This is a genomic window from Roseibium sp. MB-4, assembly GCF_053005265.1.
Map to the genome: position 1 here is coordinate 1,207,059 of NZ_JBRKQB010000001.1, position 18,294 is coordinate 1,225,352.

Here is an 18,294-nt window from a genome sequence, read left to right on the forward strand (position 1 = left end):
GTATCCATGTCTACCGGCCGCGGCATGCCGACTTCCAATCATGGGCCTCGGTCTGTGTACATCAGCAGGCCAACGCCGTTTAGCTTCCAATCATTGCCAGCTTAAAACCACTTTGCCCGCCTCGCCGGATTTCATCGCCGCAAAGCCTTTTTCAAAGTCATCGACACCAAACCGGTGGGTGATGACGTTGCGCACATCGAGGCCGTTCTGCAGCATCGCAATCATCTTGTACCAGGTTTCGAAGATCTCTCGGCCGTAGACGCCCTTGATCGTAATCGCCTTGAACACAATCCGCGACCAGTCGACCGGTGATTTGCCAGGCGGAATGCCAAGCAGCGCGATCCGCCCGCCCATGACGAGGTTTTCAACCATTTGATCGAGCGCGATTTGATTGCCGGACATTTCCAGCCCGACGTCAAAACCTTCCTTCATGCCGAGCTTCTTCTCGATGCCCTTGAGATCTTCGCGCGCGACATTGACGGGTACGACATCTACAACGCGCGTTGCAAGATCAAGGCGGGCCTGGTTGACGTCCGTAATCACCACATTGCGGGCGCCGACATGGCGCGCGACGGCCGCGGCCATAATGCCAATTGGCCCTGCGCCGGTGATCAGCACGTCTTCACCAACCAGATCAAAACTCAAGGCCGTGTGGACTGCATTGCCGAGCGGATCGAGAATGGCGCCGATCTCGTCGTCAATCTCATCGGGCAGAGGCACCGCGTTGAACGCCGGCAACCGCAAGTATTCAGCAAATGCGCCTTGCTCGTTTACACCGATGCCCCGTGTCTCTGGGTCCAGATGAAACTTGCCTGACCGGGATTGTCGAGAATGTTTGCCGATCAAATGCCCCTCCCCGGAACAGCGCTGCCCGACTTCAAGATCATCAACGTTGCGGCCGACTTCGACGATCTCACCTGCAAATTCGTGCCCGGTGATCATTGGTACGGGCACCGTTTTGGACGCCCAATCGTCCCAGTTCCAAATGTGGATGTCGGTGCCGCAGATCCCGGTCTTGTTGATCTTGATAAGAACGTCGTCGGGACCGATTTCCGGAACCGGCGCGCGGGTCATCCAGAGCCCTTCCCGTGGCTCGGATTTTTCCAAAGCCTTCATCTGATTGCTCATAACAACACTCCTGTGGTCTTGCCGGCTTTCGCAAAAGCATCGAGCGCCCGGTCGAGATCTGCACGTGTCAGCGCCGCATTCATCTGGGTGCGGATACGCGCCTGGCCGCGCGGGACAACCGGGAAGAAAAAGCCTGAGACATAGACCCCTTCCTCAAAAAGGTTTGCCGCCATTGCCTGGGCCAATTTGGCCTCTCCCAGCATCACCGGAATGATCGGGTGTTCGCCGGGCAACAGCGTAAAGCCTAGAGCTTCCAGCCCTGCCCGCCAATAGCGCGCGTTGTCAAAGAGGTTTCTACGAAGCTCATCCCCTTCTTCCACCAGACGGATCGCCTCAAGGCCGCTCATGACAATGGACGGCGGCAGACTGTTTGAGAAAAGATAAGGCCTTGCCCGCTGACGCAACAGATCAATGACCGGCTGCGGTCCAGCGATATAACCGCCAATGCCGCCGCCCAGCGCCTTGCCGAGCGTTCCAGTCAAAATGTCGACATCCACGCCGAAATGTGCCGGAGTGCCTTCGCCTTTCGGTCCCATGAACCCGGTGGCGTGGCAGTCATCGACCATCACGACCGCCTCGTATTGTTTGGCGAGCGCGGTGATCTCAGGCAGGTTGGCGAGATATCCGTCCATGGAAAAGACGCCATCGGTCGCGATCATGATGTGACGGGCACCAGCCTCGCGGGCTTCCCGGAGCTTTGCCTCCAGATCCGTCATATCGGAATTCTGGTAGCGGTAGCGCTTGGCCTTGCAAAGCCGGATGCCGTCAATGATAGAGGCGTGATTGAGCGCGTCCGATATAATCGCGTCTTCCGGGCCAAGAAGCGGCTCGAACAGGCCACCGTTTGCATCAAAACAAGCGGCAAACAGGATGGCATCGTCTTTAGCCAAAAACCTTGCCAGGCGCTGCTCCAGCTCGCGGTGAATGTCCTGTGTGCCGCAAATGAACCGCACGGAAGCCATGCCGAACCCCTTTGGATCCATGGCATTTTTGGCGGCTTCGATCAGGACCGGATGATCGGCCAGCCCGAGATAGTTGTTGGCACACAGATTGATGACATCGCGCCCACCAACAGCGATATGGCCGCCTTGTGGTGACGTGATCAACCGCTCGCGCTTGTAGAGCCCTTCTGCCTCGATTTCCTTCAAGGTAGCGGAAATGTTTTCCAAGAACGCCTGCGACACGACAACCTCCGATAATCTGGAATTTTATCCATAATAGCGGATTCTTAGGTCTGGCGAAAGTGGAATTTCCATTATCACGGAGAGGATGGCAGTTTCACGGATGCAATAATCCATCCGACAATGACTCAACCTTGCGGGTTATATCAGACTTACGAATCTACTATTGGTTGATATTCTTGAATTGCACACTCGGCTCTCTGAGCAGCATACCCATTGAATACAACCGGGAGGCAAACATGACAGCTTCATTTGCATCAGCTCTTGTCGGCAGCGATGGAAACCTAACTTCGTCACAACATGTGGCCAGTTGCGACCACACCGGCACCGGCTCTTACATGGTGAACTATGATAGCAATTTTTCAGCTGTCACTGGGGCTCAGGCCACAGTGTGGGGCGATGGCCTCACTGTTGGCCTGAATATCTTTGCGGAAAACACCTGCCAGGTGAACATTCAAGACGCAAACGGCAACCCAAAGGATGCCGGCTTTTCGTTTTTTGTCCCGGGAACAACCTGACGCCTCCCGGGACCTCGTGGCGCCCTGATCCATCCCCTGATCAGGGGCCACACATTCTCAAATTTAGACAGCGACTTAATACCGACTGAGCAGCTGAAGCCCATCTCACTAGATGACGACTACTAGAAACGGACCACCATCAAAATAGCACGGGCTGGCCCGTTGACCGCCTCAATCGTGTGCGCCACATCGGCGGCGTAACGCGCGGTATCGCCTTTTTCAATCATCCCCGTTGCAACGCCGGACATGACCTTCAACGTTCCCTCTTCGGCGATCAACTGCTCCCGGGTTCCACGCTCATGAGGTTTGCTCTCCAGCTTGCCGCCATCAGCAAATATGAGCTCATAGACTTCAAACCGGCCCGTGTCCTGAGGCGCGGACAAGATCCGGATCTTGCATCCATCTCCCGCCCGATCAAGCGCCGGGGTTTGGCTCACCTTCACAATTTCCACCCGATCCTCGACAGCCTCTTCTCCGAGCAGGCCGGCAAAATCGACATTGAGTGCCCGGGTCAGATTGAGAAGCGTCGCAACCGTGGGATTGGATTCGCCCCGCTCAATCTGGCTGACCATCGAGCGCGACACACCGGAGAGCTTTTCAACCGCCTCAAGCGACAAGCCTTGCGCCCGGCGGGCCTTTTTCAACCGCTCCGGCAAACGGGAGAGAATATCTGAATCTGTCATGGCGGAATTAAAATCCGCTTGGCTAGAAAATGCAATTCTGAACCAGTGCCATTTCGCAATTATCGAAGCAGAAACGCCATCGTCGCATCCCAAACTTAGTAGGTCGCATTCAGAACATCTGTTGCACCGCCCTCTCTTCTAGCGTGCGGCAAAGACAACGCCCGGCTTTTTCCGGGAAACATAACATGTCGAGGAAACAGCATGGCCAGTGATATCGAGATTGCACGCGCAGCCAAAATGAAACCGATCCAAGAGATCGGCGACCGGTTGAACATTCCGGAAGAATCGCTGCTGCCTTATGGCCGCACCAAAGCGAAGATCTCCGCAGACTTCATCGAAGGGCTGAACGGCAAGGAAAACGGCAAGCTGATCCTGGTCACCGCAATCAACCCGACACCGGCCGGCGAAGGCAAAACCACAACGACTGTCGGCCTGGGGGATGGTCTCAACCGGATCGGCAAGAACGCCATGATCTGTCTGCGCGAGCCGTCCCTCGGCCCGTGTTTCGGTATGAAAGGTGGTGCAGCAGGCGGCGGCTATGCGCAAGTGGTCCCGATGGAGGACATCAACCTCCACTTCACCGGCGATTTCCATGCGATCACGTCAGCGCACAACCTTCTGGCCGCCCTTATCGAAAACCACATCTACTGGGGCAATGAGCTCGGCATCGACCAGCGCCGGGTGGTTTGGCGCCGGGTGCTGGACATGAACGATCGGGCGCTCCGCGAAATCGTCTGTTCACTCGGCGGTGTTGCCAACGGTTTCCCGCGTGAAGGCGGCTTCGACATCACTGTTGCGTCCGAAATCATGGCGATCCTCTGCCTGGCGACAGATCTGGAAGATCTGCAAAAGCGCCTCGGCGACATAATCGTTGCCTACCGCCGCGACCGCACCGCGATCACCGCGCGCGAACTGGAAGCTGACGGCGCGATGACCGTTCTCCTCAAAGAGGCCATCCAGCCAAACCTCGTGCAGACACTGGAAAACAATCCTGCCTTCATTCACGGCGGCCCGTTCGCCAACATCGCCCACGGCTGTAACTCCGTCATGGCGACCCAAACGGCTCTGAAACTTGCCGATTATGTCGTGACCGAAGCCGGTTTCGGCGCGGACCTTGGCGCCGAGAAATTCTTCGACATCAAATGCCGCAAGGCTGGTCTTTCGCCGGATGCGGTGGTGATCGTCGCCACCGTGCGTGCGCTGAAGATGAATGGCGGCGTTGCCAAGGAAGACCTTGGCGCAGAAAACATCGAAGCGGTCCAAAAGGGCTGCGCCAACCTCGGCCGCCACATTGAAAACATCAAGCAGTTCGGCGTCCCGGCCGTCGTCGCAATCAACCACTTTACCGCAGACACGGACGCTGAAGTCCAGGAGATCAAAAACTTCTGTGCGGATCTTGGTGTCGATGCCGTTCTGGCGTCCCACTGGGCCAAAGGCTCGGAAGGCACGGCAGAACTTGCCGAAAAAGTCGCAGCGCTTGCAGAAAGCGGTGCAGCCCAATTCGCTCCGCTCTACGAAGACGATATGCCGCTCTTTGAAAAGATCGAGACGATTGCAAAGCGCATCTACCGCGCCGACGAGGTCCTGGCCGACAAATCCATCCGGGATCAACTTCGCCGCTGGGAAGCAGACGGCTTCGGCAACCTGCCGGTCTGCATGGCCAAGACCCAGTATTCCTTCTCCACCGATCCGAACCTGCGCGGCGCGCCGACCGGCCATGGAGTGCCGATCCGCGAAGTTCGCCTGTCCGCCGGTGCCGGCTTCATCGTTGCGATCTGCGGGGAAATCATGACCATGCCGGGTCTGCCCCGCGTGCCGTCTGCAAATCATATCAAGCTGAACGATGAAGGCTTGATCGAGGGTCTGTTCTGATCTGTCCGGACCAGAACAGAAAACTTGAGGCGGATCCGCGTGATCCGCCTTTTTCTTTGCAAGTCATGGCAGTGCACCAATTCGAACCATCAGAAGCCCTCTGTCGCGAAAGCGACTAGCCATGTCGCATTGATGATATCGGGCAATTCCCCTTAAGGCATAAGGTTTTTCAACGTTTACCGGCCACGATAGCCTTTTTGGAGCTGCCAAATGTCTGACGAAGACGACATCGACCTGTCGGCCCTGTCTGACGATGAACTCGTCGAGCAGATGCATGATGATCTATATGATGGTCTGCAGGAAGAAATTCAGGATGCGGTGAACATCCTTCTGGAACGCGGCTGGGCACCTTACGACATCCTGACCAAGGCCCTTGTTGAAGGCATGCGGATCGTCGGCGTCGACTTCCGCGATGGTATTCTGTTCGTGCCTGAGGTTCTCTTGTCCGCAAACGCCATGAAGGCTGGCATGGGCATTTTGCGTCCGCTTCTCGCCGAGACCGGCGCTCCGAAAGTCGGCAAGATGGTCATCGGCACTGTCAAAGGCGACATTCACGACATCGGCAAGAACCTTGTCTCCATGATGATGGAAGGCGCTGGTTTTGAAGTGATCGACATCGGCATCAACAACCCGGTCGAAAACTATTTGGCTGCTCTTGAAGAGCATCAGCCGGACATCCTCGGCATGTCTGCCCTTTTGACCACCACTATGCCTTACATGAAGGTCGTCATCGACGAGATGAAGGAAAAGGGCCTGCGGGACGACTACATCGTTCTTGTAGGCGGTGCGCCGCTCAACGAAGAGTTCGGGCAAGCCGTTGGTGCGGACGGTTACTGCCGCGATGCAGCTGTAGCTGTTGAAATGGCAAAAGACCTGATTGCCCGGCGGCATAACCAGCTCGCCAACCGGGGCTGACAGAACATGTTTGAGGAGGCTCCCGACATGCAGGCGGGTGAGCCTCTTTTCCCGATCGGAACACAAGAGGACGCGAACGACAAGATCGGCCGCGTCCTTGTTGTAGCTTGCGGAGCATTGGCGCGTGAGATCATCGCACTCCGCGATCTCAATCAGCTTGATCACATTGATCTGACTTGTCTCCCGGCACAGCTGCACAACACACCGGAAAAGATCCCCGACGAAGTCCTGCGAGTCATTCTCCAGAACCGCGATATTTATTCCGACATTCTGGTTGCTTATGGCGATTGCGGCACTGGCGGTCTTCTCGACAAGGTACTGGAAGAAACCGGAACCCGCCGGATCGAAGGCGCGCATTGTTATGCGTTCTTTGCCGGACTGGAGACATTCGACCAATTTGAGGAAGACCAGCTCGGCAGCTTTTATCTGACCGACTTCCTCGCCCGGCACTTTCAGACAATGGTCATCGAACCCCTCGGCCTCGATTGGCATCCCCATCTGCGCGACATGTACTTTGCCCACTACACACGGGTTCTCTACCTGGCGCAGACAGATGATCCGGCCCTTGAAGAGGCCGCAAGACGGGCAGCGGAACGTCTTCAGCTTCCGCTTGAAATTGAACGCACCGGCTATGGTTTGCTGGCACCATTCCTGACGAAAGAACCTGCGATGCCTTCGCGCTGACATGCGGCACTGCACGGGTCGGTTTTTTACCGTGCAATGCCGCTATCAAGCGACCTGGATTGAGAGCTTTCCGGCAATCATGCTCGAAAGAGGACGACGTGAAATGGCGCAAAAGACAATCGTTTACTGGCGGGACATCCCGGCACAGATCCTGGTGAAAAAGGGCCGTAAGTCCGCCCGCCGGGAGCTGCCGGCTGTCTTCATGGAAACGATCGATGCCTGCGCGATGCGTGTCGGTGCCAAAGACAGTGATGCCTATATGGCCGAATGGCGCCGGGCAGAGCCTGTCGATGTTTCCGACGACCTTGAACAGGAAGCTGACACCGCGCTTGAAGCGCTTGTTGCCGATTACCCGAAACACCGCCTGATGGACCTGATGGCGAATGGAGGCCTGGAAAATGACTGATAGCAGCCTTTTGGCAAATGGCCGCCTGCCCGCCTCGACCGAAATGTCACCCAAACAGGTGGTCGAAAAGACAGAGCTTCTGGCTGCGATCCCGGCTGGCAGCCAGGTCTATGTCACCGATCTTGGCAATGCTCCGGAAGACACGATCGTCGCCGCAGCCAAGACCCTGACCGACAAGGGCTTGACTGCCGTGCCGCATATGGCCGCGCGTCGCTATGCGAGCGCTGCCGATTTCGAGCGCCGCATCACCCGCCTGACCCAGGAAGCCGGTGTTAAGGAAGTGCTCGCAATTGCCGGTGAAGCCGACAAGGCTGGCCCTCTTACCTCATCCGTTGCCCTTCTCGAAACGGGCCTTTTCGACAAGCTGGGCATTCAAAAGATTGCCGTAGCCGGTCACCCGGAAGGGGCACCGGACATCAAGCCGGACGTCATCAAATCGTTCTTGATGCGAAAGCATGAGCTTGCCGCAGACAGCGATGCGGAGTTTCGGATTGTCACACAGTTCGGCTTCGATCCGCATCAGGTCAGCGTATGGCTCGACGAGATCCGCGGCTGGGGCAATCAATTCCCGGTTCATATCGGTGTAGCGGGTCCGGCCAAGATGACGACGCTTTTGAAGTTTGCGGCCTTCGCAGGTGTCGAAAACTCGCTCAACTTCCTGAAAAAGCGCGGTGGCGCGGTGGTCTCCATGCTTGCAGGCTATGATCCGAACACAATGGTCGAGCCGCTGGAAGCCCGCGTCACCAGCCAGCCGGACAGCCAGCTCGCCCAAATCCACGTTTATCCATTCGGCGGTGTCGCCAAAACAGCTGAGTGGCTCACCAGCCGCGGGAGCTGGTCCTTTCAAACTTCGTCAACATCTTTGACCGCCAACGAGAGCGCATAAATGACCAGAACAATTGTCGCCTCCGCCACCAAGGAAGTCGTGATCGGCTTTGACCAGCCGTTTTGCGTGATTGGAGAGCGCATCAACCCGACCGGCCGCAAGAAGCTGGCTGCTGAAATGGTTGAAGGTAATTTTGAGACCGTGAAAGCTGACGTTTTGGCCCAGGCTGCAGCTGGCGCCACCATGCTCGACGTCAATGCCGGCGTTACCGCGGTGAACCCGAACGAGACCGAACCGCCGCTTCTGGTAAAAACACTCGAAATCGTTCAGGAGTTGAGCGATCTTCCGATCTCGATCGATTCCTCTGTCACCGAGGCGATCAAGGCAGGCCTAGAAGTCACCAAAGGCCGCCCGCTGGTCAACTCCGTAACCGGTGAAGAGGAAAAGCTGGAAGCGATCCTGCCGCTCATCAAGAAATATGACGTTCCGGTAGTTGCGATCTCCAATGACGAAACCGGTATCTCCGAAGACCCGGACGTGCGCTTCGAGGTTGCCAAGAAAATCGTTGAGCGTGCGGCGGACTTCGGCATTCCCGCGCACGATATCGTTGTCGACCCGCTCGTCATGCCGATCGGTGCCATGGGCACGGCCGGGCAGCAAGTGTTTGCGCTACTGCGCCGCCTCCGTGAAGAGCTGAAGGTCAACACCACCTGCGGCCTGTCCAACATTTCCTTCGGACTGCCGCACCGCCACGGCATCAACGCCGGCTTTATTCCGATGGTCATCGGCGCTGGCATGACGTCCGCGATCATGAATCCGTGCCGCCCGCAGGAAATGGAAGCGGTCCGCGCTGCCAACGTCCTGAACGGCACCGATCCGAACTGTCAGGAATGGATCATGACCTATCGCGACCACAAGCCGGCGGCGGCCGGTGCGGCGACGGCTGCACCAACAGAAGCCGCAGCGTCCGGCGGACGCCGCCGTGGGGGCCGCGCAGCGCGCCGGGCCGGCTGATTGCCAAATTGGCTCGGCAGCACACTTCAAGACCCGGGCGGCTTGCCGATCCCGGGTCTTGCCATGACCGCGCCAGATCATTGACAAACTGAACTCAAAACCGCTTGGACACAAATAGGACATGTCAGAGAGCACCGCGAAACTCGCCAAGGTTGTTTTCCAGCCCAGTGGGCGGCGTGGCACATTTGAAGTCGGAACACCGCTTCTGGATGCCGCGCGTTCTCTTGGTGTCTACGTGGAATCGGTCTGCGGCGGGCGCGGCATTTGCGGGCGCTGCCAGATCTCCGTCTCCGAAGGCACCTTCGCCAAGGAAAACCTGACGAGCGCCGCGGACCACCTTGAGGGTGCAACAGAAGCGGAAACACGCTACGCCACCTTACGTAATCTGCCGGACGACCGGCGCCTCTCCTGTCAGGCGAGAATCCTCGGCGACCTGGTCGTCGACATTCCAACCGACGCCCAAACGAACCGGCAGGTCGTGCGCAAGCGGGCCGAGGCGAAGACGATTGAACCGGACAGCGCGATTTCGCTGGTGACTGTTTCCATCGACGAACCGGATATGGAAACCCCGCGCGGTGACATTGACCGCCTGCGCGAGGCGCTTGCCAAAGAAGCCGGCGTTGAGACGCTGGCGACCGATCCGGTCCTGCTGCCAAAGGTCCAGACAATCCTGCGCAAGGGACACTGGACGGTCACTGCCGCCCTCCACACGGACATTTCGAGCGGCCCAACACTGGTGGCGCTCTGGCCGGGTGAAAAACAGGCTGTCTATGGCTTGGCTGTTGACATTGGCTCGACCACCATTGCCGCGCACCTGTGCAATCTTCAGAACGGACGTACAGTCTCTTCCGCCGGCACCTCGAACCCGCAGATCCGCTTTGGCGAAGACCTGATGTCGCGGGTTTCCTATGTCCAAATGAACCCGACGAAACTGCCGGATCTCGTCAAGGCCGTGCGCGAGGCGATCAATGCCCTTGTCGGCAAGCTGATCGGCGATGTCGGCGCAGAGCGCGCCGATGTGCTGGACGCCACCTTTGTTGGCAACCCTGTGATGCATCACCTGTTTTTGGGGATCGATCCGGTGGAACTCGGCGGCGCGCCTTTTGCGCTCGCGGCGTCTGACGCCATGGTTCTGAATGCCCGCGACCTCGATCTGGATCTCAATCCGGGCGCGCGCGTCTACATGCTGCCATGCATCGCCGGTCATGTCGGCGCGGACGCGGCGGCTGCAACGCTCTCCGAAAGCCCCTATTCGCTCGAAGAAACGACACTGCTTGTGGATGTCGGCACCAACGCGGAAATCGTGCTTGGCAACAAGCATCGCCTGCTGGCCGCTTCCTCCCCGACCGGCCCGGCTTTTGAGGGTGCGGAAATCTCCTCCGGCCAGCGCGCAGCGCCCGGGGCCATCGAGCGCATCCGCATCGACAAGGACACGTTGGAGCCCCGGTTCAAGGTAATCGGCGTCGACGAGTGGTCGGATGAAGAGGGCTTTTCGGAAAAGATCGACAGTGTTGGTGTCACCGGCATTTGCGGCTCCGGCATCATCGAGGCGGTCGCGGAAATGTATCTCGCTGGCCTGATCACCGAAGACGGTGTGATTGACGGCGCCATGGCAGAGAGAACCCACAGGGTCCGGTCTGAGGGCCGCACGTTCTCATATGTCATTGCCGAAGACGGCATCGAGATCTCGATCCTACAGACCGACATCCGCGCCATTCAGCTTGCCAAAGGCGCGCTCTATGCCGGCATCAAATTGTTGCAGGACAAGCTCGGCAGCGATCACATCGACCGCATCCGCTTCGCCGGTGCGTTCGGCAGCTACATCGATCCGAAATACGCAATGATCCTGGGACTTATCCCCGATTGCGCGCTCGACGGTGTTTCCGGCGTCGGCAATGCCGCCGGAACCGGTGCCCGCATGGCGCTGCTCAATCGAGGCTACCGGCGTGAGATCGAAGAAACAGTTCACAACATCGAGAAAATCGAGACCGCTTTGGAACCGAAATTCCAGGAGCATTTTGTCAACGCCATGGCCTTGCCCAACAAGGTCGATCCCTTCCCGAACCTGCGCGCTGCCGTGGAACTGCCTGTACGCAAGGAGCCGGTCGCAGCAGAAGGCACAGGCGACGGCCGGCGACGGCGGAGACGGCGGGGCTAGTCTGTTTTTTCACAGTGAAATGGCCCGTGCCCCTATCCGCGCATCCTTGTATGACCGGGATCATAAGGGGACGGCGCGATGATCTCAGCGCTGACCCTGTCTCCAAGAAGGTCAAGATCAAGCACCGTTCCTTCTCCCGAGAGCGCAGTGTCGACAAACGCATAAGCGAGATTCAGGCCGCTGCGATGGCCCCACTCGCCGGAAGTGACTGTCCCCACAACGGTGTCCCCCTGCATCAGCGAGGCCCCGCCATATGCGGGTGCGTGGGTCGCGTCAATTTTCAGAGTCACAAGTTTCTTCCTCGGCCCGTCCTTTAGGCGCTGTATCAAGGCGTCCTTGCCGACAAAATCGGGCTTATCCAACTTCACAAAGCGATCCAACCCGGTTTCAAAAGGATCGAATTCGGTGATCAGATCCGCCTTCCAGTGCAAGAACCCCTTTTCCATGCGCATGGATTCCACAGCTCTTGCGCCGAACACTCTCAGATCATGCGCCTTTCCAGCGTCCCTTAAAGCCAGATAGGCAGCATAGAGTGAAGCATTCGGGACATGGATCTCATAAGCAAGCTCGCCGGAAAAGCTGACCCCCATAACGGTTGCCGGGGCATACCCGATGAAGGTTTCGCGCACCGACAACCAGGGGAACCCTTCCTTCGACCAGTCGCCACGGCTGGCCGATCGCAGAACCGCCCGCGCCTTTGGTCCTGCCAGAACCAGAATGGTTTGGTCGTTGGTTAGGCTCCTTATCTCAACATCTTCATCCGGACGCAGATGGGACTTTAGCCAATCCATATCATGATATTCGGAGGCTGCTGCCGACCCATACCAGACACGGGCCGGCCCACGATCCGAAGCCGGAATGTTGGCGATTGTTGCCTCGGCCTTGACCATGCCATGCCGATTGAGCAGATACCCGAGACCGACCCGACCCTCCCGTTTCGTAACTGCGCCGCAAAACAAGCGATCGAGAAACGTGTGCCGATCCGAACCGGTGATCTCGATCCGGTTGAAACCATTGACTTCGCACAGGCCCACATGCTCCGCGATATGTTTCACCTCGCTTGCGACCACATCGAAAGCCTCATCGAAATGAAACCCGAGCGTTGGATGAAACTCTGGTGACGGCTTAATATAATCTACGCGTTCCCAGCCGTTCACCACCGTAAATTCTGCCCCTTCCGCCGCCATCACGGGTGTCAGCGGCGTTGTCTTGGCGGACCGCCCCGCTGGGCGATGTTCATGAGGGAAGTGAAATCGGAACTCGTTCTGGTAGTCTTCTTTGGCTTTCAGAGCGGTGAGCTCGACATTGGCGTGGCCGGTAAAACGGCGCGGATCGAGGCACCATGTGTCGTAGCACGCCTCGCCGTGCACGATTTGCTGCGCCAGCAGCCAACCATGTCCGCCTCCCTCACCCAAACCGGCCCTAAGCCCGATGATACAAAAAGCATTGCGTTTGCCCGGGATCGGTCCGACCAACGGCGCGCCATCGATTGTATAAGTGATCGGACCGTTGATGACGGTGTGAATTCCAGTGTCCATCAATGCAGGCATGCGGGCAAAAGCACCCTCAAGGACGTCGGTTACCCGATCCAGATCATCCGGACAGAGCGCGTTGACAAAATGCGGATCGATCCCGTCCATACCCCACGTCTTGCAATCCTGCTCGTAGAAGCCGACCAGCAAACCGTTCTTTTCCTGACGGCAGTAGTAGTCGCTGATCGGGCAACGAAGCAGTGGCATCCGGTGCCCCGCCTCCTTGATCGCCTGTATTTCCTCGGTCAGAAAATATTGGTGCTCCATTGAAGCGACGGGATGATGAATCCCCATCATTGCCCCGATTTCGTTCACCCTGTACCCACCAGCGTTCACGACAATATCGCAGTCGATGTCTCCATGCTCGGTATGAACCGTCCAGGTGTCATCCTTGTGCTGTGTCAGGCCCGTGACTGGCGTGTTGCGATAGATGGCCGCCCCGGCCTTGCGGGCACGGCGGGCCAGCGCCTGACAAAGCTGTGCCGGATCGATGTCGCCATCGAGCGGATCCCAAAGACCGCCAAGCAGATTGTCTGTTGAAATCAACGGATGGCGGCGTGCGCACTCCTGCGCATCAATGACTTCGAAGTCGACATCCATGCCGCGTGCCATTGATGCAAAGTGCCGGTAGCCCTGCATCTGGGCTTCGGTGTTGGCAAGTCGAATGCCACCGTCTGCATGGTGATAGTTGATCGGGTAATCTGGATCTTCGGCCAGCTCCTTGTAGAGCCGGATAGAATGGCTCTTCAAACCGACCATGGTTTGATTCATGCCGAAGTTGGTTACTTGGGCTGCAGAATGCCACGTCGTCCCGGACGTGAGTTCATTTCGTTCGACCAATACGACATCCGTCCAGCCCTCCTGGGTAAGATGGTAGATTGTCGAACACCCGGCGATACCTCCACCGATCACAACCACTTTCGTCCGCGTTTTCATACAACACCTCCACCACATCTCTCTCCGGGGTGCCGCAGTTTGAACAAAGTGGCAATGAGGCGGGCTGCGATTTTCAAAATATCAATATTGAACTTCGAAAAATTCGTAATTCCGAAGTGCTGTCCAAAGAATTCCGGTCAATCAGCACCCGTGACCAGACAAAATCGGTCCTCAAGCCAAGCGTTGCTTTGATGCATGGGGGTCAGCGCATGGCGTGTCAGCAGCTTGCGGAGTTTCTGATCGATGAGACCACGCACAGATCCAGCGCAATCTGGTGTGGTGATGAGAGACAGCGTCCGCGCAAAGCTTTTTCCGGGAAACTGGTGCATGCGAAGCTTTGAATGAAACCGGCGCGCCCTGGAGAACAGTAAAGGTGTTGTTATGGTCCATCCAGCACCTGCCGCCACCATTGCCATGAGGGTCTGGTTGTTGCCGCATTCGAAACGGTCGGGCATCTCCACTCCCAACCGGCGCAATTGTGCTTCGATCTGCCGAGCTATGAGCAGGTCACTGGTAAACTGCAGAAACGGTAGATCCGATTTGCCGGCCATGACATCTGCTGTCTCGTCAGTCCGCCCTTCTGGCAGCACCACCACAAATGGGTCACGAAGCAAAGGGGTGTCTTGCAGATTATTCACCCTCTCTGGCGGCATGGTCGCTATGCCGATGTCCAACCGGCGGTCACGCAGCATGTCAAGAAGTTCGCGGCTGGATCCGGACCGGAAAACGAAATTGCACTGGGGCATTTTTCTGGAAAGGTAAACCGCAAGGTCAGGCGTAATATCGCTATCCATGTCGGCAATACTGCCGAACCTGAGATAACTGGTTTCCGTGACATTCCCGGCACTAGCTTCCGCTGTCGCCTTGCGGATGGACCCGAGGGCCACGTCGATTTCCTTCAAGAACATCTGCCCTTTGGGCGTCAGCATCATAGGGCGACGGGCATGATCGAACAGCTCTACGCCAAGATGTTCTTCAAGGCTGCGCAGGTGGTGCGAAACAGTACTGATGGACAAGCCTGTTTCATCAGCAGTCTCCTGAACCGACGACTTGCGGGCGCAGATCTGAAAGAGTTCCAGGGCTTTCAAGGTAAGGTCTTTGCGAGCAGATGAACGTGGCATGCGGCTGTGTAACTCGAGAGACGTGAGGAACAGGCTGAGTTTCGACCTGTTCGAAACAAGAGTCCAATAAATTCGAATTTTTACAGGTACTCCCGAGTTGTACCGCATAAAAACTCTGTTCGTCTCCGCTTGCAGTGCGGGAGCAGTGCATTCGCGCCCTTTCCAAATCACCAACCACCCGTCATGGTACGGCATGAGTAAGATGTTTGAAGAACTGGATTATGCCCCGACACCGATTGGGGCCGTGTCCCTCCGCCGCCGGCATCTCCTGGCGCTGAAAACCGACGTCTTCGAAATTCTCCTTGGAGAAGAACACCTGATGTCGAGCCTGTTCACGGCCTCTGAAGTGGCGCTGGCGGATCTCGGTGCTAAAGCGCTTGCAGGAAGTGAATTGGATGTGTTGGTCGGCGGACTGGGCCTTGGCTACACCGCACAGGCGGTTTTGGCCCATCACACGGTCTCCAGCCTCACCGTCGTCGATCTTCTGGAACCGGTCATCCGCTGGCACCAGGAGGGGCTGGTCCCGATGAAAACAGAACTGGTGGATGATCCGCGCTGCCAATTGGTTCAAGGAGACTTCTTTGGCCTCGCAGTGTCAGATGATGGTTTCGATGCCAGTCGTCCGCAACGTCAATACGATGCCATTTTGATCGATATCGACCACACGCCCGAGCGGTTGCTGCATTCAGGGTCCAAGGGCTTCTACACCCAGGAAGGTTTCACTGGCGTGCAACGCTTTCTGAAACCCGGTGGCGTCGTTGGCCTGTGGTCGGACGAAGCTCCGGATGCTGCCATCACCGCCAAACTTGCCGAAGCGTTTGATGAGGCATGGGCGGAACCGGTGGTGTTCGAAAACCCACTTCAGGACGGGCGCGAAGTGACGCAATCCGTATACCTCGGACGGAAGGCACACAGCTGATAACGATCAGTGAGAAAGGCCGCCATCTTCCGGGAGGGCTCAGGCGCGCTGCTACCCTTTTGTTTTCAGAATCAGTACTGTGGCGGGCATGATCAGACAAATCGTTCCCATTACCGCACTCTTGTTCGGCTCCGCACTTTTGCTCTTTGCCGGCGGCATTCACGGCCTCATCCTGCCGGTTCGCGGAGCTGCGGAGGGATTTTCCGCAAGTTCGCTTGGTCTTTTGGGAACCGGTTGGGCGATCGGCTATGTGCTGGGGTGCATCTTCGTCCCCCGGCTGGTGGGAGCCGTCGGTCATATCCGAACATTCGGTGTGATGTGCGCCTTTGCCGCCGTCTCGATGCTGCTGCAGGCGCTCTTGGTCGAAGCCTGGGCGTGGATCCCCATCCGAGCCGTCTCCGGGTTCTGCTTTGCTGGGGCTGCAATGATCGTGGAATCCTGGCTCAACGACAAGTCCGAGGCCAACACACGCGGCACCATTTTCGGTGTCTACACGATGGTCAATCTTGGGGCTTTAACAGCCGGGCAGATGGTCATCTCGCTTGGCGACACGATGAGCTTCCTGTTCTTTGCGATTGGCGCCATTGTCTATTGTCTGGCTCTTGTGCCAACGGCGTTGTCGACGTCCGCCTCGCCGGCTCCGCTGACATCGGTGCAGCTCAATATACGCGTCCTTTGGAACAATTCGCCGGTGGCCGTTGCGGCCGTGTTTCTCGTCGGGATCTCCAACGCCGCCTTCGGGACGCTGGCTGCCGTCTATGCCGGGCGGGTGGGTCTTGAACTGACGTCGATTGCGCTTTTTGCCAGCATCCCGGTCCTTGCGGGCGCCGTCGCCCAGATCCCGATCGGATACTTGAGCGACCGCATGGACCGCCGCATCGTTTTGGCCGTTGTGGCCGCTGTCGCACTTGCTGCCGATATCGCCTTCGTGGTGCTGCTCCCCGACAGCCAGCTTACGAACCTTTTGCTGGTTGCCGTGTTCGGCGCAGCGATTTTTGCGATGTACCCTGTGATCGTTGCCCATGCCAACGACCATGCACCTCCAGGAACGTCCATTCAGGTGTCAGGCGGACTTTTGATGATGTTTGGCATCGGCTCCATTATCGGACCGCTGATTGCCGGTGTCATGATGACAAGCATCGGCCCGCAAGGCCTGTTCATCACGACCATCGGCGCTCACGTCGTCATGATTGCCTTCACGCTGTGGCGCATGACCCGGCGGGCGGCGGTTGCCGAAGAAGACAAGGGCGCGTTTCAGGTCAGCGCCCCTGCCCGTATGGTCACACCAGAAACCGCGACACTTGCGGCCGGCGAGGACGAAGCTCTGCCGCTGGAAGACGCCGATGTGGGAACGTCCCCATCAGACAACGAACAGGTCTAGCGGCACACCCTTTGTTCAGGACGGCCAAAGGGCATAAAGGTAGACAAGATATCCGCCAAGCAGCACTGCGCCCTCGCGCCGGCCGATCCGTAGGCCGGTTGCTGCGAAAATCACGAAGATCACCGAAACGCCAATCATGACCGGATTGTCGAAACTGATGATCTGGGACGGAACTTCGCTCGGCGCGATCAGAGCCGTTGCACCACCGATCCCCAGAATATTGTAGATGTTCGACCCGATAATGTTGCCGAACGCAACGTCTGTCTGACGTTTCAGGCCGGCAACGACTGATGTCACCAGTTCCGGCATGGAGGTGCCGATCGCGACGATCGTCAGGCCAATAACTGTTTCCGAAATTCCAAAACCGCGCGCCAGGCTGACAGCGCCCTCCACCAGGAACTTGCCGCCGAACACCACAAGCGCCAAACCGCCCAGCGCGAGCAGCAGCGCGGCCACCAGACCACCTTTTGGCTGGGCTGGAATGTCCAAAACCGGATCCGTCTCGATCAACGCCGTACTTTTTCCATGCACTGCGCCGCGGTTTTCCTGGACGGCTGCCCGCTCCTGCCGGATGGCCATGTAAATGTAGGTGCATAGAGCTGCAAGGAAGACCCCGCCGACCAGCCGACTGGCATCCATGACGGTGACAACGCCCGCATAGACCAAGGTGACGGCGAGCATCACCGCAGCATCGCGTTTCAGCGCCGTGGACGACACGGCGATCGGAAACAACAGCGCCGCGACACCACCGATTAGCAATATGTTGGCGATGTTCGATCCGACAACATTGCCGTAAGCAATGCCAGGCGCACCCACAAGTGCGGCATGCACAGAGGTAACAAGTTCTGGCGTCGAGGTGCCGAACCCGACCAGGGTCAAGCCGATCACGAGCGGCGACACCCCCAGATGCGTCGCGGCATTTACAGCCCCGCGCACCAAGAACTCTCCGCCTATGATCAAAAGAAATAAACCGCCGATCAGCGGCACCGCTATTTCAAACACCTGGAGCTCCATGACCCC

16 protein-coding genes are annotated in these 18,294 nt (G+C 57.7%); 10 read left to right on the plus strand and 6 right to left on the minus strand.

The genetic code is table 11. The features are described 5' to 3' along the window. Window positions 1–90: 90 nt before the first annotated feature. Both tdh and ACVDG4_RS05625 read right to left on the minus strand, forming a co-directional pair. A complete protein-coding gene (gene tdh / locus ACVDG4_RS05620) occupies window positions 91–1,128 on the minus strand; it encodes an L-threonine 3-dehydrogenase (RefSeq protein ID WP_447234317.1) in 1,038 nt (345 codons plus the stop codon). After that, complete coding sequence (locus ACVDG4_RS05625) at window positions 1,125–2,312, minus strand: glycine C-acetyltransferase (RefSeq protein ID WP_447234318.1); 1,188 nt, start codon at window positions 2,310–2,312, stop codon at window positions 1,125–1,127. Before ACVDG4_RS05625 ends, tdh begins: the two co-directional genes overlap by 4 nt. Window positions 2,313–2,548: 236 nt before the next feature. On the opposite strand from ACVDG4_RS05625, the gene ACVDG4_RS05630 reads away from it, so the two are divergent. Continuing rightward, window positions 2,549–2,827, plus strand: a complete 279-nt coding sequence (locus ACVDG4_RS05630) for a hypothetical protein (RefSeq protein ID WP_209002457.1) — start codon at window positions 2,549–2,551, stop codon at window positions 2,825–2,827. Between the two features lie 122 nt (window positions 2,828–2,949). Here the strand turns inward: ACVDG4_RS05630 and relB are convergent, their stop codons facing one another. Further along, window positions 2,950–3,510: a type II toxin-antitoxin system RelB family anti-toxin gene (relB, locus tag ACVDG4_RS05635; protein WP_209177562.1), complete on the minus strand. Its 561-nt coding sequence runs from the start codon at window positions 3,508–3,510 to the stop codon at window positions 2,950–2,952. A 201-nt stretch (window positions 3,511–3,711) separates the two neighbouring features. Here relB and ACVDG4_RS05640 point away from each other — a divergent pair, with 201 nt between their 5' ends. The 7 genes from ACVDG4_RS05640 to ACVDG4_RS05670 all read left to right on the plus strand — a co-directional run bounded on the left by ACVDG4_RS05640 (window position 3,712) and on the right by ACVDG4_RS05670 (window position 11,385). Further along, complete coding sequence (locus ACVDG4_RS05640; protein ID WP_133950480.1) at window positions 3,712–5,382, plus strand: formate--tetrahydrofolate ligase; 1,671 nt, start codon at window positions 3,712–3,714, stop codon at window positions 5,380–5,382. Between the two features lie 210 nt (window positions 5,383–5,592). After that, window positions 5,593–6,297: a cobalamin B12-binding domain-containing protein gene (locus tag ACVDG4_RS05645; protein WP_447234320.1), complete on the plus strand. Its 705-nt coding sequence runs from the start codon at window positions 5,593–5,595 to the stop codon at window positions 6,295–6,297. Window positions 6,298–6,303: 6 nt separating this feature from the next. Continuing rightward, a complete protein-coding gene (locus tag ACVDG4_RS05650) occupies window positions 6,304–6,981 on the plus strand; it encodes a DUF1638 domain-containing protein (RefSeq protein WP_447234321.1) in 678 nt (225 codons plus the stop codon). A 103-nt stretch (window positions 6,982–7,084) separates the two neighbouring features. Further along, window positions 7,085–7,387, plus strand: coding sequence for a virulence factor (locus ACVDG4_RS05655; protein ID WP_133950486.1), 303 nt, complete (start codon window positions 7,085–7,087; stop codon window positions 7,385–7,387). After that, on the plus strand, window positions 7,380–8,273 hold the full coding sequence (locus tag ACVDG4_RS05660) for a methylenetetrahydrofolate reductase (protein WP_447234322.1): 894 nt from the start codon (window positions 7,380–7,382) through the stop codon (window positions 8,271–8,273). Before ACVDG4_RS05655 ends, ACVDG4_RS05660 begins: the two co-directional genes overlap by 8 nt. Next, on the plus strand, window positions 8,274–9,227 hold the full coding sequence (locus tag ACVDG4_RS05665; RefSeq protein WP_209173542.1) for a methyltetrahydrofolate cobalamin methyltransferase: 954 nt from the start codon (window positions 8,274–8,276) through the stop codon (window positions 9,225–9,227). Window positions 9,228–9,348: 121 nt separating this feature from the next. Continuing rightward, window positions 9,349–11,385, plus strand: coding sequence for an ASKHA domain-containing protein (locus ACVDG4_RS05670; protein WP_447234323.1), 2,037 nt, complete (start codon window positions 9,349–9,351; stop codon window positions 11,383–11,385). Window positions 11,386–11,417: 32 nt separating this feature from the next. On the opposite strand, the gene ACVDG4_RS05675 is transcribed toward ACVDG4_RS05670, so the two are convergent. Continuing rightward, window positions 11,418–13,853, minus strand: coding sequence for a GcvT family protein (locus ACVDG4_RS05675; RefSeq protein ID WP_447234324.1), 2,436 nt, complete (start codon window positions 13,851–13,853; stop codon window positions 11,418–11,420). A 137-nt stretch (window positions 13,854–13,990) separates the two neighbouring features. Next, a complete protein-coding gene (locus tag ACVDG4_RS05680) occupies window positions 13,991–14,974 on the minus strand; it encodes a LysR family transcriptional regulator (protein ID WP_447234325.1) in 984 nt (327 codons plus the stop codon). A gap of 193 nt (window positions 14,975–15,167) precedes the next feature. Here ACVDG4_RS05680 and ACVDG4_RS05685 point away from each other — a divergent pair, with 193 nt between their 5' ends. Together ACVDG4_RS05685 and ACVDG4_RS05690 are read left to right on the plus strand one after the other, a co-directional pair. Further along, entirely contained in the window at window positions 15,168–15,893 is a 726-nt protein-coding gene (locus ACVDG4_RS05685; RefSeq protein ID WP_447234326.1) for a spermidine synthase, read from the plus strand. Window positions 15,894–15,981: 88 nt separating this feature from the next. Continuing rightward, the gene (locus ACVDG4_RS05690; RefSeq protein WP_447234327.1) at window positions 15,982–17,274 is read left to right on the plus strand and encodes an MFS transporter; all 1,293 of its coding nucleotides are present in this window, start codon (window positions 15,982–15,984) and stop codon (window positions 17,272–17,274) included. 15 nt (window positions 17,275–17,289) lie between these two features. On the opposite strand, the gene ACVDG4_RS05695 is transcribed toward ACVDG4_RS05690, so the two are convergent. Then, entirely contained in the window at window positions 17,290–18,276 is a 987-nt protein-coding gene (locus tag ACVDG4_RS05695) for a calcium/sodium antiporter (RefSeq protein ID WP_447234328.1), read from the minus strand. Window positions 18,277–18,294 lie beyond the last annotated feature (18 nt).